Below are 26,860 nucleotides of genomic sequence, written 5' to 3' on the forward strand. Positions count from 1 at the left end.
GCTGGTCCAGGACCGCGACGACAAGAGCGCGCTCTACGTGCTGATGCCGATGCGGGTGTGAGGGGGGTGGTCCGGCGGCGTCAGATCCCTTTCGAGCAAGGCGCGATGCGCGTTGCTGCGCCCTCTCCCCTTGCGGGAGAGGGCAGCTCCGCCGATCGACGCGACCTCGCTTGGGTGAGGGGTTAGTGCCGCAGACACCGCACCACCGCTCGATCGGCAAGCATCTCCGCGAATTCGCAAGGAACATGCGGCGTGAGCCGACCGACGCCGAAGCTGCGATGTGGCGCCTGCTGAGGGACCGTCGACTTTCCACCGTCAAGTTTCGCCGACAGGTTCCCTTCAACACCTACATTCTCGATTTCGTCTGCTTCGAGAAGCGCCTCGTCATCGAGATCGACGGCAGCCAGCACGCAGACTCGCAGAGCGACTCGCTCCGCGAAACCGCACTAGCGGCCGAGGGATTTCAGACCGCGCGTTACTGGAACAATGATGTTCTGCAGCGGCCTGCGGCTGTATTGGAGGACATTCTTGCAAAGCTCGCCGAGCGGTAAGATACCCCTCGCCCGTCGCCTCACTTCGTGAGGCGCCACCCTCCCCCACAAGGGGGGAGGGTAAGAGAATTCGACATGACCCCTTCCCGCATCCACCGCCTGACGCTGACGCATTTTCGCAATTACAGGGCGGCGGGGCTCGAGACGCGGGCCGACATGGTGGCGCTGGTCGGGCCGAACGGCGCCGGCAAGACCAATTGCCTGGAGGCGATCTCGTTCCTGTCGCCGGGCCGGGGCTTGCGGCGCGCCACGCTGGAGGACGTCGCCGACAACCAGGGCGACGGCTCCTGGGCGGTGTCTGCGCAGGTCGAGGGTGCGCTCGGGCTTTCGACGCTCGGCACCGGCATCGATACGCCGCAAGCCGACCAGCCGGTCACCCGCCGGGCCCGCATCGATCGCGAGCCCGCCGTGTCCGCGACCGCGTTCGGCGACCATATCCGCATGGTGTGGCTGACGCCCGCCATGGACGGATTGTTCATGGGCGCGGCCTCGGAGCGGCGACGGTTCTTCGACCGCCTCGTGCTCGCCATCGACAGTGCGCATTCCAGCCGCGTCTCCGCGCTCGAGCGCTCCCTGCGCTCGCGCAACCGGCTCCTGGAGGTGCGCAATTACGACGACCATTGGTGCAGCGCGATCGAACGCGAGACCGCGGAGCTTGCGGTTGCCGTGGCGGCAAGCCGCGGCCAGACCGCGGCGCGGCTCGCCGAGATGCTGCGCGCCCGCACCGAGGCCTCCTCCTTCCCGTCCGCGCGCCTCGCGCTCGACGGCTGGATGGAGAACGCGCTCGTCGGCGAGAGCGCCACGGCGGTCGAGGACCGCTATCGCCGGATCCTGCGCGACAACCGCCAGCGCGACGCCATCGCCGGCCGCACCACCGACGGCCCGCATCTCACCGACCTGCAGGTCGTCTACGCGCCGAAGGGCGTGCCGGCGCGTGACGCCTCGACCGGCGAGCAGAAGGCGCTCTTGATCGGCCTCGTGCTGGCGCACGCCACGCTGGTCGCGGAGATGACCGGCATCGTGCCGCTGTTGCTGCTCGACGAGGTCGTCGCCCATCTCGATCCGAACCGGCGCGCCGCGCTGTTCGACGAATTGCAGAAGCTCGGCGCGCAGGTCTGGCTGACCGGCGCGGACCCCGCCGCTTTTATCGAGATCGGCGCCGGCGGCCAGATTTTCGACGTCGAGAACGGGCAAGTCACGGCGCGCTGACAGGCTGCGGACGAGCCCCTTGGATGGCCTCGGAACAGCCATCCAAACCCTTCCTGCACGGCCCCGGCGGCAACGTTCGAATCGCGCTTTTTGCAGCGCCCAGAATCGGCCTTCACGGGTCTTGAATCGCGGCCGAAAATGCCTATCTGCTCAATGGGTTGCGGGAGGATACTTTGCGCTAGGCGCAATCCTCCTTTCATGGCACAAAGAGCTTGAGATCAGCGCCTTTTGCGCCGCTGATTCGGCGATATCCTCGAAGGCCTCTCGATGACAGAACCTGCCCGGCAGCCGCGTGCCGAAAACGAACCCTCCAGCGCGAGCGATTACGGCGCAGAATCGATCCGGGTGCTGAAGGGTCTCGATGCCGTCCGCAAGCGACCGGGCATGTATATCGGCGACACCGACGACGGTTCCGGCCTGCATCACATGGTCTACGAGGTCGTCGACAACGCGATCGACGAAGCGCTCGCCGGCCACGCCTCGCGCGTCGAGGTCGTGCTCAACGCCGACAATTCCGTCACCGTGCGCGACGACGGCCGCGGCGTTCCCGTCGACATCCACAAGGGCGAAGGCATCTCGGCCGCCGAGGTCATCATGACCCAGCTGCACGCCGGCGGTAAGTTCGACCAGAACTCCTACAAGGTGTCCGGCGGTTTGCACGGCGTCGGCGTGTCCGTCGTCAATGCGCTGTCGAGCAAGCTTCAGCTCAGGGTCTGGCGCGACGGCAAGGAGCATTTCGTCGAGTTCGCCCATGGCGAGACCGTGGCGCCGCTCAAGGTCGTCGGCGACGCCAAGGGCAAGCGCGGCACCGAGGTGACGTTCCTCGCCTCCTCCGACACCTTCAAGAACATCGAATACGACTTCGCCACGCTCGAGCACCGGCTGCGCGAGCTCGCCTTCCTCAATTCCGGCGTCAACATCATCCTCTCCGACATGCGCCATGCGGTCGAGAAGCGCGATGAGATGCACTATTCCGGCGGCGTCGAGGAGTTCGTCAAATATCTCGACCGCAACAAGACGCCGATCGTGCCCAAGCCGATCATGGTGCGTTCGGAGCTGAACGGCATCGGCGTGGAAGCCGCGCTGTGGTGGAACGACAGCTATCACGAGAACGTGCTGTGCTTCACCAACAACATCCCGCAGCGTGACGGCGGCACGCATCTCGCCGGCTTCCGCGGCGCCCTGACCCGCCAGGTCAGCGGCTATGTCGAGGCCAACGCGAAGAAGGAAAAGGTCGCACTCACCGGCGACGACTGCCGCGAAGGCCTCACCGCCGTGCTGTCGGTGAAGGTGCCCGATCCGAAATTCTCGTCGCAGACCAAGGACAAGCTGGTGTCCTCGGAAGTGCGGCCCGTGGTCGAGAACGTGATCAACGAGGCGCTGGCGGCCTGGTTCGAGGAGCATCCTTCCGAGGCCAAGACCATCGTCGGCAAGGTGATCCAGGCGGCGGCCGCGCGTGAAGCCGCGCGAAAAGCGCGCGAGCTGACGCGCAAGAACCCGCTCTCGGTCTCCTCGCTGCCGGGCAAGCTCGCCGATTGCCAGGAGAAGGACCCGGAAAAATCCGAGCTCTTCATCGTCGAGGGCGATTCCGCAGGCGGCAGCGCCAAACAAGGCCGCAACCGCGAGTTCCAGGCCGTGCTGCCGCTGCGCGGCAAGATCCTCAACGTGGAACGCGTTCGTTCCGACACGATGCTGAAGAGTGAACAGATCGGCACGCTGATCACCGCGCTCGGCACAGGTATCGGCGACGACTTCTCGATCGAGAAGCTGCGCTACCACAAGATCATCGTGATGACGGACGCCGACGTCGACGGCGCCCATATCCGCACGCTGCTGCTGACGTTCTTCTACCGGCAGATGCCTGACATCATCGACGGCGGCTATCTCTATATCGCCCAGCCGCCGCTCTATAAGGTCTCTCGCGGCAAGTCCGAGCAGTATTTGAAGGACGAGCGCGCGCTGGAGGACTACCTGATCGAGGCCGGCCTCGACGACTGCGTGTTCACGCCCGGCACCGGCGGCGAACGCTCCGGCCGCGACCTACGCGCGCTGGTCGACGACGCCCGCATCATCCGCGGCGTCTTGCGCAACCTGCACAGCCGCTACAATCGCAAGGTCGTCGAGCAGGCCGCGATCACCGGCGTGCTGAACAAGAACATCTACGGGGATCCGGAAAAGGCCGGCGCCGCCGCTCAATACATCGCCAGCCGTCTGGACGCCCAGGCCGATGAAGTCGAGCGCGGCTGGGTCGGCCACTACGCGGAAGGCCAGGGCTTCGTGTTCGAGCGCACCGTGCGCGGCGTCAAGGACGTCGCCATCATCGACGACGCGTTCCTCGGTTCGGCCGAGGCCCGAAAGCTCGACGAGTTCACGCTGAAGCTCCAGGACGTCTATGCACGCCCCGGCAAGCTGCGGCGAAAGGACGCCGAACATGCGGTCCACGGCCCGGTCGACCTGTTCGAAGCCGTGACCGACGCCGGCCGCAAGGGCATCACGCTGCAGCGCTACAAAGGCCTCGGCGAGATGAACCCCGAGCAGCTCTGGGAGACCACGCTGGACACCGATGTGCGCTCGCTCCTCCAGGTGAAGGTCAAGGAAGTCGACGAGGCCGACGACATCTTCACCAAGCTGATGGGCGACGTGGTCGAGCCGCGCCGCGACTTCATCCAGGAAAACTCGCTCAGCGCCAACATCGACATCTAAGTCGATACGCCGCGAGCATTAACTCTCCATCATGACCCGGACGGCCGGAATTCGGCCGTTTGCCGGCTCGAAAGGGGCGGCAGCGCCGGTTTGAAATTGCGCGCGATCCTCTGTAGTTTCCGGACCAGAGAGGCCCGGTTCAACTCAGAGACAGGACAGACCGCAGTGGCGCCCATCCAGTATATCGTCGAGGGCGGTCACCGGCTCTCGGGCTCGATCGAGCCGTCGGGCAACAAGAACTCGGCGCTGCCGATCATTGCCGCAGCGCTCCTCACCGAGCATCCGGTGACGCTGCAGAACGTGCCGCGCATCCGCGACACCGAGACGCTGGTCGAACTGATCCGCTCGGTCGGCGCGACCGCCGAATGGCGGGGCAACACGCTCCTGATCCACGCCAGGAGCATCCGCGCGGCCGACCTCGACCCCGAGCTCTGCGTTCGCATCCGCGCCTCCATCCTGCTCGCAGGACCGCTGCTCGCCCGCTGCGGCGAGGTGATGCTGCCGCCACCCGGCGGCGACGTCATCGGCCGCCGGCGGCTCGATACCCACGTGCTGGCGCTCGAGCAACTGGGCGCCAGGGTCAACGCGACCGACCGGCTGGAATTCCGCTGCCCGCGCCTGGTCGGCGCCGACGTGTTCCTGGACGAGCCGAGCGTGACCGCGACCGAGAACGCGCTGGTCGCCGCGGTCGCCGCCGAGGGCGTCACCTATCTGCGTAACGCGGCCTCCGAGCCGCATGTGCAGGACCTCGCCAACTTCCTCGTCGCACTGGGCGCGAAGATCGACGGTATCGGCACCAACACCATGGTCGTGCATGGACCGGCGACGCTGGGGGCCGCGGCCTATTCGATCCAGCCCGACCATATCGAGGTCGGCTCGCTGATCGGCCTTGCCGCCGTGACGCGCTCGCCCTTGCGCATCATGCGCGCCGGCGTCGAGCATCTGCGCTCGATCCGGATGGGATTCGAGCGGCTCGGCATCGTCTGCCGCGTCGAGGGCGACGACCTCATCGTGCCCGCCAACCAGACGCTGAAGATCCAGGACGATTTTGGCGGCCATGTGCCGAAGCTCGAGGACCAGCCGTGGCCGGCCTTCCCCGCCGACCTGATGTCGATCGCGATCGTCACCGCCACGCAATGCGAGGGCGTGATCCTGATGTTCGAGAAGATGTTCGAATCGCGCATGTTCTTCGTCGACAAGTTGATCTCGATGGGCGCGCGCATCGTGCTGTGCGACCCGCATCGCGCCATCGTCGCCGGCCCAAGCCGGCTGCACGGCGCGGTCATGACCTCGCCCGACATCCGCGCCGGCATGGCCATGCTGCTCGCGGCGGTCGCGGCGACCGGTACATCGACGATCAACAACGCCGACCAGATCGAGCGCGGCTACGAGCGCATCGACGAGCGGCTGAACGCGCTCGGCGCCAGGATCACGCGGGTGCCGGCGCGCAAGGGCTGAGGGCTCTCGCATTCCGGCCGACACTGAGCAGGCCTCGTGCCCCGGACGCAGCGCAGCGTCACTCCGTGCCGCAGCGCGTCCGGGACACGAGAATGGGGCCACGTTTTCGACGCGCGCTGATGCTACCAGGCGACCATGCTTGAGAAGATCGACCATACGCTCCACCCGCAGCTCGGCGCGCCGCAAAACCACCTCGCCGAGGAATTTTGGCGAGACGCTGCGGCTGGCCGTGCCGATGATGCTGACCCAGCTCGGCCAGATCGCGATGATGACGACCGATCTCGCGCTGATCGGCCGGCTCGGCGAGGATTCGGTCGCGGCCGCGGCGCTCGCCCATACCGTCTATTTCATCAGCTTCACCTTCGGCCTCGGCCTGGTCGCGGCCGTATCGCCGCTGGCGGCACAGGCTTTTGGCGCCGGCGATGCAAGGCGCCTGCGACGCTCGCTGCGCGTCGGCCTCTGGGTGGCGCTCCTGATCTCGCTGCCGATGATGGCCTCGCCGCTCTATGGCGAGCAGATCCTGCTCGCGCTCGGCCAGGCGCAACGTTCCGCGGCGCTCGCCCAGCACTACCTGTTCGGGCTCGCCTGGGGCATTGCGCCGGCGCTCGGCTTCGTCGCACTGCGCGGCCTGATGGGCGCGGTGAACCGGCCGCAGCCGGCGCTGTGGATCACCTTCGCCGCGATTCCCGCCAATGCGTTGCTGGTCTATGTGCTGATCCACGGCCTGTTCGGCCTGCCCGAGCTCGGATTGCTCGGCGCGGGCCTTGCGACCACGCTGGTCAATTTCGCGACCTTCGTCGCGGCGCTCGGCATCGTCGCCTTGCGCAAACCTTTCGCCGACTATCAGCCGCTCGCCCGGCTGTGGCGGATCGACTGGCCGTTGATGCGCGAGCTCGTCGGGATCGGCGCGCCGATCTCGTTCTCGCTCTTGATGGAATACGGCCTGTTCTCATCGGCCGCGCTGCTGATGGGCCTGATCGGCACCACCGCGCTCGCGGCCCATCAGGTCGCGCTGCAGGTGACAGCCGTGCTCTTCATGGTCCCGCTCGGCATCGGCATGGCGGCGACGGTGCGGGTCGGACACGCCTTCGGCCGCAACGAGCCGGCTGCGGTGAGGCGCGCGGGCCTCGTCGCGGCACTGCTCGGCATCGGCATGGTATCGGCGCTGACGCTGGCCGTCGTGCTCGGGCGCCATGCGCTGGGGCGCGCCTTTTTCGGCAGCGGCGAGCCGGCGGAGGCGACGGTCGAGCTCACTGCGACGCTCCTCCTGGTCGGCGCGACCTTCTTCGTGGCCGACGGCCTGCAGACCATCATGGGCGGCGCGCTGCGCGGGCTCAACGACACCAGGATGACGCTGCTGTTCGCGGCCATCGGCTACTGGATCGTCGGCTTCCCCTCCGCCTGGTGGCTCGCCTTCGACGCGCAGCTCGGCGCGGTCGGTGTCTGGATCGGGCTCGCGCTCGGCACCTTCGTCTACGCCGGTCTTCTGATCCTGCGCTTCCTGCGGCTGGCGCGCAGATTGGCCGCATGAGCGACGTCCGCGACGTCACGCCCGACTAGCCTGCCTGACCCGCGCGGCGCGCTCGTCCATTCAGCGACTTGTCCGACCACTCGCCGACGACGCGGTCGAGGTCGCCGAGATTCTGGTGCATCTGCTCCAGCGAGAAACCGAGCGCGAAGAAGCGCTCCACCATGTCGCCCGGCTGGCCGCGGACCAGCCCGTCGCGGCGCACGGCGGCGACCTCGTCCGCGTAGCGCTGCAGCGCGAGGTGCACCGGCTGGATCGGCGGCGCGCCGTCGCCCGAGCGCAAGGCCGCGGCCGCCGCGCGCAGGAACAGTGCGATGGCCGCGCTGACCTCCGCAAGCGGTCCGGCAAGCCGCGCCTGCAATTCGTCCGGCAGCGGCACGACGGTGGCGCGGCCGATCATCACGACGTCGTGGCGCAGCCGCAGGATCGTGCGCAGCAACGGCCCGGTGTCCGGCCCGCTCGACAGATACGCCGCGCGCTCGCGTTCGGCTTCCGCGCCGGTGGCGTTGAGACCGACGATCGCGGCGCCGATGCCGTCCTGGATACGATGCAGGGCGTCATTGTCGCGGCCCCGCGTCAGTCCCGCCAATAGTTCCGTGAAAGCGTCCGCGATCAGCTCCAGCAGGCGCTCCGCGCCGACGCGGATCTGGCTGACCGCGCGCGAGGGCAGCACCAGGAAGGAGATCACGAGCCCCGTGATCGCGCCGACCGAGACCTCGCTGACGCGGTCGATCGCCGAGGCCAGCGGATCGGCGTGGTGCATGGTCGGAACCAGGAGCACGATCACCGCGGTCACGGTCGCCGCGCTCAGACTCGGATGGATCGCCGCAACGAAGGCGAGCGGCGCGACCGTCAGAACCAGCGGCGCCAGCAGCCCGACCTCGCTGGAATAGGGAAGCAGCACCGCGATCGCGCCGCCATAGACTGCGCCGCCGACGGTGCCGAGCATGTAATCGCGCGTCGCCTTCAGCGAGCGCCCCACGCTCATCTGGGTGACGATCAGCGAGGTCAGGACGGCCCAGAGCGGCAGCAACAGGTGCAGCGCGGTGGCGATCGCATAGGCCGCCGCGGCGGCGACCGTGACCCGGATCGCCAGCGCCAGTTGCGTCTTGCGCGAGCCGATCCGCTCGAAGAGCCGCTTTGAGAGAGCCATCATCGCACATCCCGGCAACAGAACCCGCCGAAAGCATAGCTGATCCCCGCGGCGCCGAGGCGGCTTGAAAGCCGAAACCGGCCCGCCTACCCTGCGCCGCAACACGAGGAAACACGATGGCCCACGAAACCGCAACGCTCGCCGCCTATGTCGCCAACCTGAAATACCAGGATATTCCGGCCGAAGTGCTGGAACGCGCCAAGGTGCTGACGCTCGATTTCCTCGGCAGCGCCATCCGCGCCCGGAGCGAAGCGGAATCGACACCGTCGCTGCTCAAGATGCTGGAAGCGCTGGCGCTCGACAGCAAGGGCGAGTCGACCGTATTCGGCGACAGCAAGACCTGGACGCCGGCGGTCGCGGCGCTGCTCAACGGCGCGCTCGGCCATTCCCTCGATTTCGACGACACGCATGCGGACTCCTCGCTGCATCCGAGCGCGCCGGTGGTGCCGGCGGCGTTCGCCGTCGGCGAGATGGTCGGCGCCTCCGGGCGCGACGTGCTGACCGCGATCGTCGCGGGCTACGAAGTCTGCTGCCGGCTCGGCAATGCGCTCGACCCGACCTCGCATTATGCCCGCGGCTTCCACCCGACCGCGACCGCCGGCACCTATGGCGCGGCGGCGGCAGCCAGCAAGCTGTTCGGCCTGTCCGAGCCGCAGATCATCTCGGCTTTCGGTGTCGCCGGCAGCCAGGCCGCGGGCTCGCTGCAATTCCTGGTCAACGGCGCCTGGAACAAGCGCTACCAGGTCGGCGCCGCCGCGATGAACGGCGTGATTGCCGCCACGCTCGCGCGCAACGATTTCGTCGGCTCGACCGAATCGATCGAGGGCAAGCACGGCCTCCTGGCCGGCTACACCGACGACGCCCATCCCGACAAGGCGACGGCTGAGCTCGGCAACAGCTACGAGACCATGAAGATCGGCGTCAAACCCTATCCGAGCTGCCGCTATACCCATGCCGCGATCGACGCGCTGATCGCGATGCGGCGCGAGCACAATCTGACGCCGGACCAGATCAAGCGCGTCGAGATCGGCCTGCACCGCAACGGCATCACGCTGACCGGCGACGCCGCCACCAAGCGCCACCCGCGCTCGATCGTCGGCGGCCAATTCTCGATGTTCTTCACCGGTGCGCTGGCGCTCGACCAGGGCAGCTTCGGCTGGGACGATTACGACCGGCTGGGCGATGCCGCGATCGACGCCCTCGCCGACAAGTTCGACGTGGTGCAGGACGATCGGCTCGAAGGCCGCAGTCACCCCTTCGGCGCACGCGTCAGCATTACCACCGAGGACGGCGTGCACGAGCGGCTGCATGCCGACCCCTCCGGAGAACCGACCTCCTTTCCCGGTGCGCAGGCGATGCAGCAGAAATTCCTGACGCTGGCCCGCCCCGTGCTCAACGCCCGCGCCGAGCAGCTCGCCGACGCGATCCTGTCGCTGGAGCGCTTCGACCGCGTCGCCAAGGCGACGCAGCTCGGGAGGCAGTAGATCGCGCTTTCGTCGACCCTCTCCGTGTTGTGCGAGAGGGATCGCGCGAATGCGTTGCTTTCTCTTCAGCGACCATCCGGCCGCCAGCGCTCGCGTGTGGTTACCCAGAGGTCGATGCTGTCTCCGTGCAACTCGGCCGGACCTTCGACTTCCGCCCCCAAGCGCCGCGCCACGGCTTGCGAGGCCACGTTCTCCGGATCGATGCAGTGAACGATGCGATCGATCGCGAAGGTCGCGAACGTCCAGTCGATCGACGCACGCGCGGCCTCGACCGCATAGCCCTTGCCGCGCGCCCCCTTCGTGATGCCCCAACCGACCTCGAATCCCGGCCAGCCCGGCGGACACCACGGACCGACGCGGCCGATGTAGCGCCCGGAGGATTTCTCCTCGACCGCGAACATGCCGAAGCCGTGCAGCGCCCAGTGCCCCATGATGATGGCGGCGTTGCGCCAGCCGTTGGTCTCGCTGGTCACGGCCTTGCGATCCGGCGTGATGTAGCGCGCCGTGTCGGGATCGGACAGCATGGCGGTGTTCGGCGCGACGTCGCCGGCGCGCCACGGCCGTAGGATCAACCGTTCGGTCTCGACCGTGGGACCGTCGACCTGCAGCAATCTGGCGCCTGGCCTGAGCGGAGGGAGCATGGGTTTCACCTGCCGTTCCCGATCGTGTTCTGCTACGATCATACCAACAAACGGCGAGGAGTTCCTCCATGAGCTGGATGCCCACCAACGATCCCGTGCTCGGCGACTCCGCCTCCTGCGACGCGCTCGACCTCGTCATCGTGCCGCGCACCCGCGATCTCGGCGACGGCTTTGCGGTGCGCCGCGCGCTGCCGCACGGCCGGCGGCAGATGGTCGGCCCGTTCATCTTCTTCGATCATTTCGGCCCGGTGCAGTACATGTCCGGCAAGGGCATGGACGTGCGACCGCATCCGCATATCGGGCTTGCCACCGTCACCTATCTGTTCGACGGCGCGATCATGCATCGCGACAGCGAAGGCAACGTCCAGGAGATTGCGCCCGGCGCGATGAACCTGATGACCGCGGGCCGCGGCATCGCGCATTCCGAGCGCACGCCGGAGGCGCAGCGGCAATCCGGGCAGAGGATGCTGGGCCTGCAGAGCTGGATCGCGCTGCCGGCGGGCAGCGAGGAGATCGCGCCGTCGTTCCAGCACTATGCCGCCGGCGACCTGCCGATGATCTCCGAGCGCGATTTCACCGCGCGGGTGATCGCGGGCTCCTCGTTCGGCATCGCCTCGCCGGTCGCGATGGTCTCGCCCTGGTTCTACACCGAGGTCACGGCGGCAGAAGGTGCCCGCGTGCCGCTCGATCCCGACCAGGAGGAACGCGCGATCTATCTGGTCGACGGCGAGGTCGAGATCGCGGGCGAGCGCTACGCCGGGCCGCGGCTCCTGATCTTCCGGCCCGGCGACCGCATCACCGTCAACGCCACCCAGCCGACGCGGATGATGTTTCTGGGCGGCGACGCGCTGGAGGGCCCGCGCCACATCTGGTGGAATTTCGTGTCTTCCAGCAAGGAGCGCATCGAGCAGGCCAAGCAGGACTGGAAAACCGGCCACTTTGCTCCTGTTCCGCAGGAACACGAGTTCATTCCGCTGCCGGAATAGGCTATTTCGGCACCTGGCCCGTGCGCTCGCGCGGGCCTAGTCTCCTGCCCGAAGGCCCTTGCCGATGACCACCATGCTCTCCAGCGACCTGCCCCTGTCCAAGATCGGCCGCGGCAAGGTGCGCGACATCTACTCGGTCGACGACGACCGCCTGCTGCTCGTCACCACCGACCGCATCAGCGCCTTCGACGTCGTCATGGGCGAGACCATCCCGATGAAGGGCGCGGTGCTGACCCAGATCAGCGCCTACTGGTTCAACGAGCTGGAAGGCGTGGTGCATCATCACATGATCAGCGCCGACACCGACGAGATCATCGCGGAGGTGCCGGCACTGAAGCCTCACCGCGCCGACATTCTCGGCCGCGCCATGCTGTGCCGGCGGACAATCGTGTTTCCGATCGAGTGCGTGATCCGCGGCTATCTCTCCGGCTCGGCCTGGAAGGAATATGCGGTCGGCGGCACGCTCGCCGGCGAGAAGCTGCCGGCCGGCCTCGTCGAGAGCGTCAAGCTCGAGCCTGCGATCTTTTCCCCGGCGACCAAGGCCGAGACCGGCCATGACGAAAACATCACGATCGCGCGAATGCGCGAGGTCGTCGGCGAGGAAGTTGCCTACACGCTGGAGAGCATGACGCGGGCGATCTACACGCTCGGCGAGGAGCTCGCCCGCAAACAGGGCATCATCATCGCGGACACCAAGTTCGAATTCGGCCGCGACAAGGCGGGCCGCATCATCCTGATCGACGAGGTGATGACGCCGGATAGCTCTCGCTTCTGGGCGGTCGACGCCTACACGGCCGGCCGGCCGCAGGCGAGCTTCGACAAGCAGCCCCTGCGCGACTATCTCGACGCCGAGCGCCGCGCCGGCCGCTGGAACGGCGACGCCCCGCCCCCGCCGCTTCCGGCGAGCGTGGTGGAGGCGACCAGCAAGCGGTACCTGGAAGCGTATCGGCGGATCACGGGGAAAGAGCTGAAGGTTTAGCTGCGTCGTCACCATGCAACTCCGATGTCGTCCTGGCGAACGCCAGGACCCATACCGCGAAATCCATCGATTGCAGGCGGTGGGAGTACCGGGCCGCCAGTCTTCGTCAAACTGCTCCCTGGGGTAATGGGTCCACGCCTTCGCGGGGACGACACCGAATTTGCTCCCGCGTTCTCCAGAACATTGCCTGCGTGACGCCTTGCTGCAAGACTGCCTGAGAGAAAACAGGGAGCCCGCCCATGTCCGAAGCCGATGCCGTGCTGATCGAGCGCGATGGTCCGGTCACCATCATCTCCATCAACCGGCCGCATTGCCGCAACGCCGTGGACGGCGCCACTGCGCGCAGGCTCTATGATGCGTTCCTCGCCTTCGAGGCGGACACCGAGGCCTCGGTCGCGGTGTTCACCGGCACGCAAGGGCATTTCTGTGCGGGCGCCGATCTGAAGGCGGTGGCCAAGGGCGACCGCGAGAAGATGCGCGAGGTCGGCGGCCACGACACCATTGCGCCGATGGGCCCCAGCCGGCTGCGACTGTCGAAGCCGGTGATCGCGGCGATCGAGGGCTATGCGGTCGCCGGCGGCATGGAGCTCGCGCTGTGGGCCGACATGCGCGTGATGGCCGAGGACGCCCATTTCGGCGTGTTCTGCCGCCGCTTCGGCGTGCCGCTGATCGATCTCGGCACCATCCGCCTGCCGCGCCTGATCGGCCATTCGCAGGCCATGGACTTGATCCTCACCGGCCGCCCGGTCGGCGCGGAGGAAGCGCTGCGGATGGGCCTTGCCAACCGCGTGGTGCCGCGGGGCGAAGCCTGCGCGCGGGCGATCCTGCTGGCACGGGAGATCGCGCAGTTCCCGCAGGCCTGCCTGCGCGCCGACCGCCTGTCGGCGCTGGCCCAGTGGGACCTCGAGGAGGAAGAGGCGATCAAAAACGAGATGCGCGGCGGGCTGGAGGTCATCGCCTCCGGCGAGACGCTGTCCGGCGCGACGCGCTTCGCCTCCGGCGCGGGCCGCCACGGCACTTTCGGCAAGGACTGAGCGGCACCGCAGCTTGACCTGAGTCAATCCGGTCGCGCGCTCGGAACCCCCATCCCGCCGTCGCGGGAACGGAAAACCCTACTTCTTGACCTTGCTGGCATCCATCTTGACGCCCGGATCCAGCATCCTGGTGGTGAAAGCGGTGCTGACGTCGAACGGCTTTTCCATTCCGAGATAGGTCTGCACCAGCTCGTAGTCCTTCTTCATGCGCTCGGCGTCGATCCAGCCGAGCCCCTTGGTCGTCGTGTACTCGTCGGTCATCAGATACTTGATGCGTTCCCACTGCCGCTCCTGGTTCTCCTTGTCGAGACCGGAGACCTGATCGAGCAGCGCCTTGAGGCACGGCGCGGCGTCGGCGACACAGGCGGCAAAGGCCTTCTGGCTGACGCGCACGAAGTCTTCGACCAGTTTTGGATTCTTCTGCAGGAAGGCGCCGTTGACGATCAGAGAATTGCCGTAGGGGTTGAGCCCGATATCCTTCCAGTTGACGTAACCGAGGTCGCCGCCGAACTCGATCACCTTGAGGTCGTGCTCGTTGTAGAAGTCGCTGATGATGTCGACGGTGTGGCTCTTCAGAGCGGCAATCTTCGCGGTCGGCCCGATGTTGACGAAACTGACGGAATCCGGGGCGATGCCGGCGGACTTGGCGAATGCGGGCCACATCACCCGCGAGGCGTCGCCGGGCGGATTTCCGATCTTGTGGCCGGGAAAATCCTTGACGCCGTTCACGCCATAGCTCTTCAGCCAGTAGAAGGTCTGGCCGGTGTTGGCATAGATGCTCATCACCGCCACGTCGTCGGCACCCTTGCCCTTTGCCACCAGCATCGTCGCGAGGTCCGCGATGCCGAACGGCGACCCGCCCGATCCGACCTTGGCGGCGGAGACGCCGGAGCCCTTGCCGGTCTCGATGGTCAGGTCGATCCCGGCCTTCGCGTACCAGCCCTGCGCCTTGGCGTAGTAGAACGGCGAGTGATCGGCGGTCGGCGTCCAGTTCAGGATCAGATTGACCGATTCCGCGGCCCCCGCGGGCGTCGCCGCCAAACCGAGCGCCAGGGCCAATGTCGCGGCCTGCAAACCCTTCATCGCATTTCTCCTCATCTGCGACCCGGCTTGTCGCTATCCGCCGGTGAGGCTACCAATGCAACAAGCAGCGTCTCGACTTGTCAACTGTCTGGTTGAAAATGCCCTCGAAGCGATCAGGCGGCTCCCGGCCGCAGCGGCGGGATCCCGCAGCCACACGGCGGAAATTGCTCACCGCGGCGCGCCGGGAGTTCGCGCGGAACGGGCTCGCCGGTGCGCGCGTCGACGAGATCTCGGCCCGCGCGGGCGTCAACAAGCAGCTCGTCTACCACTATTTCGGCGACAAGGACGCCCTCTACCTGGCCGTGCTGGAATGGGTCTACGAGGAGATCCGCGAGCAGGAGCGCAAGCTCAACCTGGAGGGACTGGCGCCGCAGGAGGCCATCGGCAGGCTGATCGAGGCCTCGTTCGACCACCTCGCCGCCCACCCCGACTTCATCGTCCTCCTGAACGACGAGAACCGCGGCGGCGCGCGGCACGTCCGCGGATCGCGGCGGCTCGAGGCGATGCATTCGCCGCTCGTCAAGATGGTGTCCAAAATCCTGAACGAGGGGGTGCGCGCCGGCATCTTCCGCAAGGGCGTCAACCCCGTCCATCTCTACATCTCGATCGCGGGGCTCAGCTATTTCTACTTCTCCAATACGCCGACGCTGTCGGCGATCTTCGGAAAGGACCTGTCGAGCCCGGCGGCCCGGCGCGATCGCCGCAGGCACGTCGTCGACCTGGTGTTGCAGTCGCTCCGGCCTTAATCAACCAGATGGTTGAAACAGGGGCGGCGGCGGGTTAGGCTACCTTTGGCGGCCCCCGGGCCGAATCCACGAGGAGCGGTCGGTGGCAGGTGACGGCGGACGCCCGGCGCGAAACTTCGCGATCATCCTGATCGTGCACCTTGCTGTGCTCGTGCTCTGGCAGATCCTCGTGGACGCCTTCCACGTGCCGAAATTCATCCTGCCCTCCCCGCTCGCGACGTTGCAGACGCTCGGAACCGCGAACTACGCCTGGGGGGCAAACGTGCTGGTGACCGCGGCGGAGATCCTGGGCGGCTTCGCGCTCGGCGCCGTGGTCGGCGTGGCGCTGGCCGTGATCTTCAGCTGGTCGCCGCTGATCAGCGTGATCCTGCTCCCGCTGTTCGTGACGCTGAACATGATACCGAAGGTCGCGCTCGGGCCGCTCGTGATCGTCTGGTTCTCCTACGGGATCGTGCCGAACATCCTGATCGCGTTCAGCATCTGCTTCTTTCCCATTCTGCTGACGACCGCGCGGGGCTTGCGCGAGGTGGAACCCGACCTGCTCGATCTCGTCAAATCGCTGCGCGGTTCGCGCTGGACGCTGTTCCGCAAGATCCAGCTGCCGGGCTCGCTGCCCTACGTGTTCTCCGGCATGAAGGTCGGCGCCATCCTGGCGGTGGCCGGCGCCATCGTCGGCGAGTTCATCGCCTCCGAGCGGGGACTCGGCTATCTCATGATCCAGGTGCAATCGTCGCTCGACACGCCGGCGATGGTGATGGCCGTGGTGCTGCTGACGCTGCTTGGGGTCGCGCTTTACGGACTGGTGCTGGGCCTCGAGCGGATGTTCGTGGTCGTCGACACCAGGCTGCAATAACGACGGGGAACGACGCATGCTGCTCACGCGCCAGACGCTGCCGAACACGATCCCGGACATCGCCGCGCTCGACGAGCTGCTGTGCCGGCCGACCCAGGCGCTGATCGACGACCTCCGCAAGGTGGACGGCGACATCATGGTGCTCGGTGTCGCCGGCAAGATGGGGCCGACGCTGGCGGGTCTCGCCAAGGCGGCCGCGCCCGAACGCCGCGTCATCGGGGTGGCCCGCTTCAGCGATCCGGGCGTCAAGGACTGGCTGCATGCGCGCGGGGTCGAGACCATCAATTGCGATCTGCTCGACGAGGCCGCGATCCGGGCGCTGCCGAAGGCGCCCAACGTCGTCTTCATGGCCGGCCGCAAGTTCGGCGCCGAGGGCGACCTGTCGCTGACCTGGGCGATGAACGCGCACGTTCCGGCGCTGGTCGCCCAAGCCTTCGCATCGTCGCGGATCGTGGCGTTCTCGACCGGGTGCGTCTATCCGTTCGTGCCGGTCGACGCCAAGGGATCGGGCGAAGACATGGCACCCAACCCGCCCGGCGAATACGCGCAATCCTGCGTCGGTCGCGAGCGCATGTTCGAGTATTTCTCGCGCGAGTTCGCGACGCCGGGGCGGCTGTTCCGCCTCAATTACGCGATCGACATGCGCTATGGCGTGCTGCACGACATCGCGACCAAGGTCCTGTCCGGCACACCGATCGACCTCGGCATCGGCCATGTCAACTTCATCTGGCAGGGCGATGCATCCTCCCAGGCGCTGCGCTGCCTCGCGCACTGCACGACTCCGACTTCGCCGATCAACGTCAGCGGTCACGAAATCCTCGCCGTACGGGACCTCGCGGCGAAATTCGGCGCGCGTTTCGGCCGCGCGCCGGTGCTGATCGGCAAGGAGCAACCGACCGCCTGGCTGACCGACACCTCGCAGGCGGTCGGACTGTTCGGCCTGCCGGTCGTCGACACCGACCGGCTGATCGGCTGGACCGCCGACTGGGTCGCACGCGCGATGCCGAGCCTCGGCAAGCCCACCAAGTACGAGGTGCGCGATGGACGCTACTGACGACGGACCCGTCGTCCAGCTCGGAGTCGGGGATGCCGCGGCCGGGCTCCTGCTGTCGACCGAGGCGCGCTGGAATCAGAACGAAGACGACTGGCGCTTCTTCTTGCGTGCCGGCACCGTGTTCGGCATCCGCCACGGCTCGCAATTGATCGCGACCGCGGCGCTGCTGCCCTATTCCGACGACAATGCCTGGATCAGCATGGTGCTGGTGACGGCGAGCCGCCGCCGGCGTGGCCTGGCAACGCGTCTCGTCGATTCGTGCCTGGAGACGGCAGGGCGGCGCGGCCTGACCTGCTGGCTCGACGCGACGCCGGCGGGCGCGGCCGTCTACGGGCCGCTCGGCTTCGTGCCGACGCTGCAATTGCGAAGGTTCCGGCTGGAGCAGCCAGCATACGCGACCGCGCCGCCGCTGTCGCGCGCGACGCTGGAGGAGCTGCGCGCGCGACCGCCTCACCATCGGCTTCGATCGGGGCGATCTCCTCGCCGAGTTCGCGCAGCGGCCCGGCTCGCGCATTGTGTCCCTGAACGGTTCGATTGCGCTGATCCGCGACGGGCGGACCGCGCGCCAGATCGGCCCGGTATTTGCGGAGAACGCCGCGGACGCGCAGGCCCTGGTCGATGCGATCGCGCGATCGGAAAGCGGGCCGCTGTTGCTCGACGCCGTCGCGTCGCAGGACGTTTTCCTGCATGGACTGACCCGTGCGGGCTGGAGTATCGAGCGGCCGTTCCAGCGCATGCGGTTCGGCCGCGCCACCCGGCCCGGCGCGGACGTGGCGTTCGCGGTCGCCGGCCCTGAATTCGGATAGGAAGCCAGCTGGAAGGAAGCCATGCATCACAGCCAGATCGACAGCGGTGTCCGCAAGCTTTTGGCCGACGGCACGGTGCTGCCGGCGCATCCCCTGGCGCTCACGGCCGACCGCGAGCTCGACAGGACGCACCAGCGGGCGCTGACGCGTTACTATATCGACGCTGGCGCAGGCGGACTTGCGGTCGGCGTGCACACCACGCAGTTCGCGATCCGCGACGTCGGGCTGTACCGGCCGGTGCTGGAACTTGCCGCGGAGACCGCCGCCGGGTGGACGAAGCGGCCGCTGGCCATGATCGCGGGCCTCGCCGGACCCACCCGGCAGGCCATCGCCGAGGCACGGACGGCGCGTAGCATCGGCTACCATGCGGGCCTGCTCAGCCTCGCCGCCATGAAGAGCGCTTCGGAAGACGAGATCATCGCCCACTGCCAGGCGGTTGCCGGCGAGATCCCGCTGATCGGCTTCTATCTGCAGCCGGCCGTGGGCGGCGTGGTGCTGAGCAGCGGCTTCTGGCAGCGCTTCGCGTCGATCGACAACGTGATCGCGATCAAGATCGCGCCGTTCAACCGCTATCGCACGCTCGATGTCCTGCGCGGCGTGGCGGCGGCGGGCGCGCTCGACCGTGTCGCGCTCTACACCGGGAACGACGACCATATCCTGCTCGACCTCACCTTGCCCTTCGATCTCAGGGACAACGGCGTCACCACGCGCACCTATTTCAAGGGCGGGTTGCTCGGACACTGGTCGGTCTGGACCGCGAGCGCGATCGAGCAGTTCGAGCGATGCAGGCAGGCCCGGCACAAGGACGCCGTGCCGGCCGATCTGCTCGCGCTGGATGCCCGCGTCACCGACTGCAACAGCGCCTTCTTCGACGTCGCCAACAATTTCCACGGCTGCATCGCCGGCTGTCACGAGGTGCTGCGGCGTCAGGGCCTGATGCGGGGCCTTTGGTGCCTCGATCCGGACGAGGGCCTCAGTCCCGGACAGAAGCAGGAAATCGATCGCGTCTGCCGGGAGCACGCCGATCTCAGCGACGACGCCTTCGTGGCGGCCAATCTGGACAGATGGCTGGCATGACGGCGGAGCCTTTCATCAGCCTGCGCAGCGTCCGCAAGGTCTATCGATCCGGCGGCACCGAATTCCTTGCGGTCTCGGACGTCACCATGGACGTGCAGGAAGGCGAGCTGGTGTCGCTGGTCGGGCCGTCCGGCTGCGGAAAGACCACCGTCATGAAGATCCTCGCGGGGCTGCATGGCGCGGACGGCGGCACGGTGCGGATCGGCAACGCGGTCACGCCGTTCGATCCGGCGCGCGACATCGGCATGGTGTTCCAGCAGGCGCTGCTCCTGAAATGGCGAACCATTCTGGACAACGTGCTGCTGCCGGCCGAGATCGTGGGCCTGCCGATGAAAGCCGCGCGCGACCGGGCGCGCTACCTGCTGAAGCTGGTCGGATTGACCGGCTACGAAGACAAGTATCCGCAGCAGCTTTCGGGGGGCATGCAACAGCGCGCCGCGATCGCCCGCGCCTTCGTCCACGATCCCAAACTGATCCTGATGGACGAGCCGTTCGGCGCGCTGGATGCCCTCACGCGGGAGCAGATGAACCTGGAAATGCTGCGGATCTGGCGCGAGAGCGGCAAGACCATCATCTTCGTCACGCATTCGATCCAGGAAGCGGTGTTCCTGTCCTCGCACTGCGCCGTGCTCACGGCCGGGCCGGCGAAAATGGCCGATTATTTCGCGGTCGAGCTGCCCTTCCCGCGCGCACTGCCGATCAAGACGACCGACGCGTTCGGCGCCTATGCGCGGCGCATCTACGCCAAGCTCGGTCTGGGCGCGGCGTGACGACGGGGCGGGGGACTATACCCCCGCCATCATCACGTATTTGATCTCGACGTACTCTTCCATGCCGTGATGCGAGCCCTCGCGCCCCAAGCCGCTCTCCTTGACGCCGCCGAAGGGCGCGACCTCGGTCGTGATCAGGCCGGTGTTGACGCCGACCATGCCCGACTCCAGCGCCTCCGCGACGCGCCAGACCCGCCCGAGATCGCGGGAATAGAAGTACGAGGCGAGACCGAACGGCGAGGCGTTGCACATCGCGATCACGTCGGCCTCGTCCTTGAAGCGGATCACCGGCGCGAGCGGGCCGAACGTTTCCTCCTGCGACACCAGCGAGTCCGGCTTGACGTCGGCAAGCACCGTCGGCTCGAAGAAGGTGCGGCCGAGCGAATGGCGCTTGCCGCCGGTGACGATCTTGGCGCCGCGCTTCACGGCGTCCGCAATGTGCTTCTCGACCTTGTCGATCGCCTCCATGTTGATCAGCGGCCCCTGGGTGACGCCGGCTTCCGTGCCGTCGCCGATCCTCATCGCCGCGACCTTTGCCGACAGCTTCTGCACGAACGCGTCGTAGATGCCGTCCTGGGCGTAGATGCGGTTGGCGCAGACGCAGGTCTGGCCCATGTTGCGGTATTTCGAGACGATCGCGCCTTCGACCGCGGCGTCGATGTCGGCGTCGTCGAACACCACGAAAGGCGCGTTGCCGCCGAGCTCGAGCCCGAGCTTCTTCACGCCGACGGAAGCCTGCCGGTAGAGGATCTTGCCGACCTCTGTCGAACCGGTGAAGCCGACGAAGCGCACCGCCGGATGCTCGCACAGCACCTTGCCGATCGGCGGCGCATCGCCGGTGACGATGTTGAACACGCCCTTGGGCACGCCGGCCCTCTCGGCCAGCAGCGCGAGCGCCAGCGCCGACAGCGGCGTTTCGTTCGCGGGCTTCAGCACCACCGTGCAGCCGGCAGCGAGCGCCGGCGACACTTTTCGGGTGATCATCGAGTTCGGAAAGTTCCACGGCGTGATGGCGCCGCAGACGCCGATCGGCTGCTTGATCGCCAAGAGCCGCGCATCGGCGCGCTGGGTCGGGATGGTTTCGCCATAGACGCGGCGGGCTTCCTCGGCGAAGAACTCGACATAGGCGCCGCCGATATCGACCTCGCCGAGCGCCTCGGTGAGCGGCTTGCCCTGCTCGGAGGTCAGGATCAGCGCGAGATCCTCGCGGTTGGCGACGATCAGCTCGTACCATTTACGCAGGATGTTGGAGCGCTGCTTTGCGGTGAGCCTGGCCCAGGCCGGGAAGGCGCGCTCGGCGGCTTCGACCGCCCTGGTCGCATCGGCCGCCGTGAGTTGCGGCACCTTGGCGAGCGCCACGCCGGTCGCGGGATTGTTGACCGGAAAGACGGGCGAGCCGACCCAGGCGCCGTCGATGTAGCAGGCCTCGCGCAGGAGCGAAGGGTCCTTCAGCCGGTCGCGCAAGGTGGAAGCGGATTGCGAAGCGCGTGCGGCGGCGGTCGGGGTCATGGCGTTGCTCCTTGACGGCTCTTTTCGGATTGGCGCCGACTATAGGCGCAACCGGCGCACAATGCACCGCCCGGCAACGCACGGCAGATTCGAGCTTATCTGGGGGCGGCGCTTACGCCGCGCCGCTCATATAAGTCTCGCGCCGGCCGATCATGCGCTCGGCGGCCGCCTTGGCGTCGGCCTTGGTCGAGGTCGCGCAGGTCCGGTATTCGAGCGCGGGCACATCGGTGGTATCGCGGCGGCCGAACCAGGATTTTGAGCCGACCGGCAGCAGCGCCAGGGCCTGTGCGACGTTGTCGACCGCACCGAAGGAGTAGAGCGCACCGGTCCCGGCGACGCGAACCTCGTAGATTCCCGGCGAAATCGGCGCCTCGAGGTTCTCACCCCGGCCGGGACGGGGGTAACGCTTCCAGTCACTCCAAGTCGAAATCATCTCAAACTTCCCTCGCGGCCTTGGGCAGCCGCCAACATTTTGCATCGAGTCTGACCGGCCACGCCGATTTGGCCGTGTTCTGAACGCCTTAAGGCACGAAATGTTTCAAGAGGCCAAGCCCTTTGGAAACATTAGAGCCTGACGCCCCGGAGGGTCACGGCGAAGTGCGGGCATCCACCGCAGATTGTCGTCAGGTGTTGCAGTTTGGTCCCCTCGGAGCGTCTCGCCGTCAAGTCACGACATCGCGACCGGCGCGCGCAAAGGTAGATGCTTGCCGCGCGCGGTTGGCGGGAGGACAATCGATCGCTGCCAACAATAATCGAATGTCGGAGGAACAACCCCATGCACGGTCAGGCCGAGATCGATCAGGTTCTGCGCCAGAAGAGCGAGACACAGGAAATTCCCGGAGTCGTCGCCATTGCCGCCGATGGCGGCGACGTGTTGTACCAGGGCGCGTTCGGCAAGCGCGACCTGTCCAAGTCCGATGCGATGACGCCGGACAGCGTGTTCTGGATCGCCTCGATGACCAAGGCGGTGACGACGGCCGGCGCGATGCAGCTCGTCGAGCAGGGCAGGCTCTCGCTCGATGCGCCGATCGCGAAGGTGCTGCCGGACCTCGCCGCCCCGCAGGTGCTTGAAGGCTTCGACGCCAACGGCGAGCCGAAGCTGCGGCCTGCGAAGAGCCCGATCACGCTGCGCCAGCTCATGACCCACACCGCCGGCTTCTGCTACGACATGTGGAACGGCGACATGGCGGTGTATCTGGAGAAGGCCGGCATTCCGCCGATCACCACCTGCCAGAACGCCGCGCTGAAGACGCCGATCGCCTCCGATCCCGGGACGCGCTGGGAGTACGGCACCAACATCGACTTCGTCGGCAAGGCGGTGGAAGCGATCAGCGGCCAGCGGCTCGACGCTTATCTGCGCGACAATCTGTTTGCCCCGCTCGGCATGAGCGACACCGGCTTCAAGATCAGCGAGGGCATGCGCCAGCGCCTGGTCGGCATGCATGCGCGCGGCGAGAACGGACAGCTCGCGGCGATCCCGTTCGAGCTGGAGCAGAACCCGGAATTCCACATGGGCGGCGGCGGCCTCTATGCCACGGCCGGCGACTACATCAAGTTCACCCAGATGATCCTGAACAAGGGCCGCGGCAACGGCAACCAGGTGCTGAAGCCCGAGACCGTCACGACGATGGGCCAGAACCACATCGGCGATCTCAACATGACCAAGATGACGACGGCGGCACCGATCTACACCAACGACGTCGACCTGTTCCCCGATCAGGCGAAGAAGTGGGGCCTCAGCTTCATGATCAACACCGCCAGGACCCCGCAGGGCCGCAGCCCCAACAGCCTGTTCTGGGCCGGGCTCGCCAATACCTATTTCTGGATCGATCCCGCGCGCAACGTCACCGGCGTGATCCTGATGCAGCTCCTGCCCTTTGCCGACGCCAAGTGCCTGGAGGCGTTTGCAGGCTTCGAGCGCGGCGTCTATGACGGCCTCGACGCAGGCAGCGGAAAGAAGGCGGCGTAGGTTCTTACCGCGCGTCGCGGCCGGGCCTGGCCCGGCGATCCGCACGAAACAGTCATTCCGGGGCGGTTCGCAGGACCGAACCCGGAATGGCGCCCGGTTTGATAGGGAGGACACGACCTTGGCAGACAAAGCCGACAGCTACGTTTGCGGCATCTCGGACACACCGCTGCTCGGCGACACGATCGGACGCAGCCTCGAGCTCGCCGCCCGGCGCTGGGGCGCGCGCGAAGCGCTGGTCTCGCCGTCCCACGGCGTGAGATGGACCTGGACGGAATTTGCCGAGCGGGTCGACGCGCTCGCGGCGGGGTTTCTCGCCCTCGGCCTCGAGCCCGGCGCGCGCATCGGCATCTGGTCGCTGAACCGGCCGGAATGGACGCTCACTCAATTTGCCGCCGCCAAGGCCGGGCTGATCCTGGTCACCATCAATCCCGCCTACCGGCTGAGCGAGCTGGAATTCGCGCTCTACAAGGTCGGATGCGCGGCCATCGTCACCGCGACGTCGTTCAAGACCAGCAACTACATGGAGATGCTGAACACGCTGTTGCCGGAACTTGCGACCGCGCAACCCGGTCATCTGCGCGCGGCGCGATTGCCGGCCCTGCGCTTGGTGATCCAGATCGGCGGACCGGTAAGCCCGGGCACCGTTCCGTTCGACGAGGTGCCGCACATGGGCGGCGACCGGCACCGCGAGCAGCTGGCCCGGCTCGGGCGTGAGCTGCAGTTCGACGACCCCGTCAACATCCAGTTCACCAGCGGCACCACGGGATCGCCGAAAGGCGTGACGCTGACCCACCACAACATCCTCAACAACGGCTATTTCGTCGGCCGCGCCATGCGCCTGACGGAACAGGACCGCATCTGCATTCCGGTTCCGCTCTATCACTGCTTCGGCATGGTGATGGGCAACCTCGCCTCCGTCGCGCTCGGCGCGGCCATGGTCTATCCCGGCGAGGGTTTTGATCCCCTGACGACGCTGCGCACCGTCGCGCAGGAGAAATGCACCGCGCTCTACGGCGTGCCGACCATGTTCATCGCCGAGCTCGATCATCCGGAGTTCGCGAGCTTCGACCTCAAGACGCTGCGCACCGGCATCATGGCCGGCGCGCCCTGTCCGATCGAGGTGATGAAGCGCGTCAACAACGAGATGAACATGCGCGAGGTGACGATCGCCTACGGCATGACCGAGACGAGCCCGGTGAGCTTCCAGAGCGCGGTCGACGATCCGCTGGAGCGCCGCGTCTCCACCGTCGGGCGCATCCACCCGCATGTCGAGGTCAAGGTCGTCGACCTCGAAGGCAGGATCGTCAAGCGCGGGGAACGGGGCGAGCTCTGCACCCGCGGCTACAGCGTCATGCTGGGCTATTGGGACGAGGCGGAGAAGACCGCCGACGTGCTCGACAAGAATGGCTGGATGCACACCGGCGACCTCGCCACCATCGACGACGCCGGCTATTGCAACATCGTCGGCCGCATCAAGGACATGGTGATCCGCGGCGGCGAGAACCTCTATCCCCGCGAGATCGAGGAGTTTCTCTATCGCCATCCGAAGATACAGGACGTACAGATTTTCGGCGTGGCGGATCAGCGCTATGGCGAAGAGCTGTGCGCCTGGATCAGGGTGCGCTCCGGCGAGACACTGACGGCGGAGGAGGTGCGCGCCTTCTGCGACGGCCAGATCGCCCACAACAAGATCCCGCGCTATGTCGAGTTCGTCGAGGAGTTTCCGATGACGGTGACGGGAAAAATCCAGAAATTCATGATGCGCGACGCCGTGGAGAAGCGGCTCGGACTGCAGGCGGCGAAGACGGCGTGAGGGGCATGCGGCGTATCAACACCGTCATTGCGAGCGGAGCGAAGCAATCCAGGGTCTTTCCGCGGTGACAGTCTGGATTGCCTCGTCGCTTCGCTCCTCGCAATGACGGCGTGGAGACGGCCTCAGGCTACTGCCCACTCAGCAAGCTCATCACGAACCGGCTGCCGACGATGAAGAGGTAGCAGCCGAACGCCATCTCGAGCGTGCGCTTGGACATCGCGTGCGCGGCCCTCACGCCGAGCGGCGCGGTGACGAGGCTGGTCGGCATCACCAGCGCCGCCCCGATCAGCGAGACGTAGCCGAGCGCGAACGGCATCTGCAGTGCGGCGACCGCTGGATAATGCGCGGCCGCCGGCCAGCCGGCATAGACGTAGCCGAGCGCGCCGGGGATCGAGATCAGCACCGCGAGCGCGGACGAGGTCGCGACCGCCTGGTGGATCGGGCGGCCGTAGAAGGTCATCAGCAGGTTCGAGAACAGGCCGCCGCCGATGCCCATCAGCGTCGAGAGCAGACCGACGCAGACGCCGTAGGCGCGCATCAGCGGTCCCTTCGGCAGTTCGTCGCCCAGCTTCCAGCCTTCGCGCGCGAAGATCAGCCGCGCTGCGGCCGAATAGGCGACGCAGACGAACACGATCTTGAACAGCCGCTCCGGCGCATGGCGCGCGATAACGCTGCCGGCGAGGACGCCGGCTACGATCGGAAGCCACCAGATGCGAAGGATCTCCGTGTCGACGGCGCCGCGCTTGTAGTGCGCGTGGCACGAACGGATCGAAGTCGGGATGATGATCGCAAGCGAGGTGCCGATGCAGAGCGGCATGCGCACCTCCAGCGGCACGCCGGCAAGGCGGAAGCATTCGTAGAACACCGGCACCAGAACGGCGCCGCCGCCGATGCCGAACAGGCCGGCGAGGAATCCGGAGAGCGCGCCGACCGCGATCAGGAGCAGGAGGAGCTCGACGACGTCTTGGGAGTTGAGACCAGCAATCACGCGTATTTCGCCCCGGCACCCGATCGCGCCCGTGCGCTTCGGCGGACGCCGCGCGAAGAGCTCTAGGCGATCTCGTCGGTGCGGTCGACTGGCGCAGGGTGCGCGTTGGCCATCAGGGTGGAATGCGGGCCGCGCATATCCGGTGGATGGCGGGCGAGAGCGGCCGGGAACGCCGACGAGAATTGGGGGTTGTTGGCCAGGCGCTACCCGTGAGCGAAGCCGCCCTCGCGCATGAGGCAGGGGCTGGATGCGTCGTTCCGCTGGGATTTCAAGCCTTCGCGGCCCGGCGCCAAACAAGTGAACCTAAATTCTTTACTTTAAAGGTTGCAACTCGCTCTGGTATACCAAGCCTCTGATCGGGCTGGATTCGTCGCGATTATAAGACTGAACCGCAGTTCCCTTTATGGCGATTTGGTGATTGCGCTGACAGTTTCGACTCCGTAAATAGGACCGACCTTTCGCGATC

22 protein-coding genes and 2 pseudogenes are annotated in these 26,860 nt (G+C 66.9%); 18 read left to right on the top strand and 6 right to left on the bottom strand.

What is annotated here, in order from left to right; all coding sequences use genetic code 11:
* The first annotated feature begins 185 nt into the window (after nt 1–185).
* From KGM94_RS00005 to KGM94_RS00025, 5 genes and pseudogenes are all read left to right on the top strand, one after another.
* The gene (locus tag KGM94_RS00005; protein WP_300253620.1) at nt 186–551 is read left to right on the top strand and encodes a DUF559 domain-containing protein; all 366 of its coding nucleotides are present in this window, start codon (nt 186–188) and stop codon (nt 549–551) included.
* A gap of 75 nt (nt 552–626) precedes the next feature.
* A complete protein-coding gene (gene recF / locus KGM94_RS00010; protein WP_300253622.1) occupies nt 627–1,760 on the top strand; it encodes a DNA replication/repair protein RecF in 1,134 nt (377 codons plus the stop codon).
* 267 nt (nt 1,761–2,027) lie between these two features.
* Nucleotides 2,028–4,463, top strand: coding sequence for a DNA topoisomerase (ATP-hydrolyzing) subunit B (gene gyrB / locus KGM94_RS00015; protein ID WP_300253624.1), 2,436 nt, complete (start codon nt 2,028–2,030; stop codon nt 4,461–4,463).
* 165 nt (nt 4,464–4,628) lie between these two features.
* The gene (murA, locus tag KGM94_RS00020) at nt 4,629–5,921 is read left to right on the top strand and encodes a UDP-N-acetylglucosamine 1-carboxyvinyltransferase (protein WP_300253626.1); all 1,293 of its coding nucleotides are present in this window, start codon (nt 4,629–4,631) and stop codon (nt 5,919–5,921) included.
* 135 nt (nt 5,922–6,056) lie between these two features.
* A pseudogene (locus KGM94_RS00025) lies at nt 6,057–7,452 on the top strand (MATE family efflux transporter).
* Between the two features lie 25 nt (nt 7,453–7,477).
* On the opposite strand, the gene KGM94_RS00030 reads toward KGM94_RS00025, so the two are convergent.
* Nucleotides 7,478–8,602 (bottom strand): FUSC family protein, encoded by a 1,125-nt coding sequence (locus tag KGM94_RS00030; protein WP_300253774.1) that lies wholly within the window; start codon nt 8,600–8,602, stop codon nt 7,478–7,480.
* Nucleotides 8,603–8,718: 116 nt separating this feature from the next.
* Between KGM94_RS00030 and KGM94_RS00035 the strand changes: the two genes are divergently transcribed.
* The gene (locus tag KGM94_RS00035; protein WP_300253630.1) at nt 8,719–10,086 is read left to right on the top strand and encodes an MmgE/PrpD family protein; all 1,368 of its coding nucleotides are present in this window, start codon (nt 8,719–8,721) and stop codon (nt 10,084–10,086) included.
* Between the two features lie 65 nt (nt 10,087–10,151).
* Here KGM94_RS00035 and KGM94_RS00040 read toward each other — a convergent pair whose 3' ends face one another.
* Entirely contained in the window at nt 10,152–10,727 is a 576-nt protein-coding gene (locus KGM94_RS00040) for a GNAT family N-acetyltransferase (protein WP_300253632.1), read from the bottom strand.
* A gap of 68 nt (nt 10,728–10,795) precedes the next feature.
* Between KGM94_RS00040 and KGM94_RS00045 the strand changes: the two genes are divergently transcribed.
* The 3 genes from KGM94_RS00045 (at nt 10,796) to KGM94_RS00055 (ending at nt 13,726) form a co-directional block, all read left to right on the top strand.
* Complete coding sequence (locus KGM94_RS00045) at nt 10,796–11,713, top strand: pirin family protein (RefSeq protein ID WP_300253634.1); 918 nt, start codon at nt 10,796–10,798, stop codon at nt 11,711–11,713.
* Between the two features lie 64 nt (nt 11,714–11,777).
* Entirely contained in the window at nt 11,778–12,692 is a 915-nt protein-coding gene (locus KGM94_RS00050) for a phosphoribosylaminoimidazolesuccinocarboxamide synthase (RefSeq protein WP_300253636.1), read from the top strand.
* 239 nt (nt 12,693–12,931) lie between these two features.
* On the top strand, nt 12,932–13,726 hold the full coding sequence (locus tag KGM94_RS00055; RefSeq protein WP_300253638.1) for a crotonase/enoyl-CoA hydratase family protein: 795 nt from the start codon (nt 12,932–12,934) through the stop codon (nt 13,724–13,726).
* Nucleotides 13,727–13,804: 78 nt separating this feature from the next.
* Here the strand turns inward: KGM94_RS00055 and KGM94_RS00060 are convergent, their stop codons facing one another.
* Nucleotides 13,805–14,809 (bottom strand): ABC transporter substrate-binding protein, encoded by a 1,005-nt coding sequence (locus KGM94_RS00060; RefSeq protein WP_300253640.1) that lies wholly within the window; start codon nt 14,807–14,809, stop codon nt 13,805–13,807.
* Nucleotides 14,810–14,907: 98 nt separating this feature from the next.
* Here KGM94_RS00060 and KGM94_RS00065 point away from each other — a divergent pair, with 98 nt between their 5' ends.
* The 7 genes and pseudogenes from KGM94_RS00065 (at nt 14,908) to KGM94_RS00095 (ending at nt 20,115) form a co-directional block, all read left to right on the top strand.
* Nucleotides 14,908–15,555 carry a TetR/AcrR family transcriptional regulator gene (locus KGM94_RS00065; protein ID WP_366526200.1) on the top strand — a complete coding sequence of 216 codons (648 nt, stop codon included), beginning with the start codon at nt 14,908–14,910 and terminating at the stop codon, nt 15,553–15,555.
* A gap of 82 nt (nt 15,556–15,637) precedes the next feature.
* Nucleotides 15,638–16,408 (top strand): ABC transporter permease, encoded by a 771-nt coding sequence (locus KGM94_RS00070; protein ID WP_300253644.1) that lies wholly within the window; start codon nt 15,638–15,640, stop codon nt 16,406–16,408.
* A gap of 16 nt (nt 16,409–16,424) precedes the next feature.
* A complete protein-coding gene (locus KGM94_RS00075; RefSeq protein WP_300253646.1) occupies nt 16,425–17,462 on the top strand; it encodes an NAD-dependent epimerase/dehydratase family protein in 1,038 nt (345 codons plus the stop codon).
* Nucleotides 17,449–17,763, top strand: a pseudogene (locus KGM94_RS00080) (GNAT family N-acetyltransferase); the annotation flags it as partial. The gene KGM94_RS00075 and the pseudogene KGM94_RS00080, both read left to right, overlap by 14 nt.
* Before the next feature lie 154 nt (nt 17,764–17,917).
* Entirely contained in the window at nt 17,918–18,268 is a 351-nt protein-coding gene (locus KGM94_RS00085) for a hypothetical protein (protein WP_300253776.1), read from the top strand.
* Nucleotides 18,269–18,289: 21 nt separating this feature from the next.
* A complete protein-coding gene (locus KGM94_RS00090) occupies nt 18,290–19,345 on the top strand; it encodes a dihydrodipicolinate synthase family protein (protein ID WP_300253648.1) in 1,056 nt (351 codons plus the stop codon).
* Entirely contained in the window at nt 19,333–20,115 is a 783-nt protein-coding gene (locus tag KGM94_RS00095) for an ABC transporter ATP-binding protein (protein WP_300253650.1), read from the top strand. The genes KGM94_RS00090 and KGM94_RS00095 overlap by 13 nt, the downstream gene beginning before the upstream one ends.
* Nucleotides 20,116–20,130: 15 nt before the next feature.
* On the opposite strand, the gene KGM94_RS00100 is transcribed toward KGM94_RS00095, so the two are convergent.
* Entirely contained in the window at nt 20,131–21,624 is a 1,494-nt protein-coding gene (locus KGM94_RS00100) for an NAD-dependent succinate-semialdehyde dehydrogenase (protein WP_300253652.1), read from the bottom strand.
* A 112-nt stretch (nt 21,625–21,736) separates the two neighbouring features.
* The gene (locus KGM94_RS00105; protein ID WP_300253653.1) at nt 21,737–22,057 is read right to left on the bottom strand and encodes a hypothetical protein; all 321 of its coding nucleotides are present in this window, start codon (nt 22,055–22,057) and stop codon (nt 21,737–21,739) included.
* 342 nt (nt 22,058–22,399) lie between these two features.
* On the opposite strand from KGM94_RS00105, the gene KGM94_RS00110 reads away from it, so the two are divergent.
* The gene (locus tag KGM94_RS00110) at nt 22,400–23,593 is read left to right on the top strand and encodes a serine hydrolase domain-containing protein (protein ID WP_300253654.1); all 1,194 of its coding nucleotides are present in this window, start codon (nt 22,400–22,402) and stop codon (nt 23,591–23,593) included.
* A 118-nt stretch (nt 23,594–23,711) separates the two neighbouring features.
* Complete coding sequence (locus KGM94_RS00115) at nt 23,712–25,406, top strand: AMP-binding protein (protein ID WP_300253655.1); 1,695 nt, start codon at nt 23,712–23,714, stop codon at nt 25,404–25,406.
* Nucleotides 25,407–25,533: 127 nt separating this feature from the next.
* On the opposite strand, the gene KGM94_RS00120 is transcribed toward KGM94_RS00115, so the two are convergent.
* Nucleotides 25,534–26,394, bottom strand: a complete 861-nt coding sequence (locus KGM94_RS00120) for a sulfite exporter TauE/SafE family protein (RefSeq protein ID WP_300253656.1) — start codon at nt 26,392–26,394, stop codon at nt 25,534–25,536.
* Nucleotides 26,395–26,860 lie beyond the last annotated feature (466 nt).

It is taken from the genome of Bradyrhizobium sp., from assembly GCF_028868675.1.
Lineage (GTDB): Bacteria > Pseudomonadota > Alphaproteobacteria > Rhizobiales > Xanthobacteraceae > Bradyrhizobium.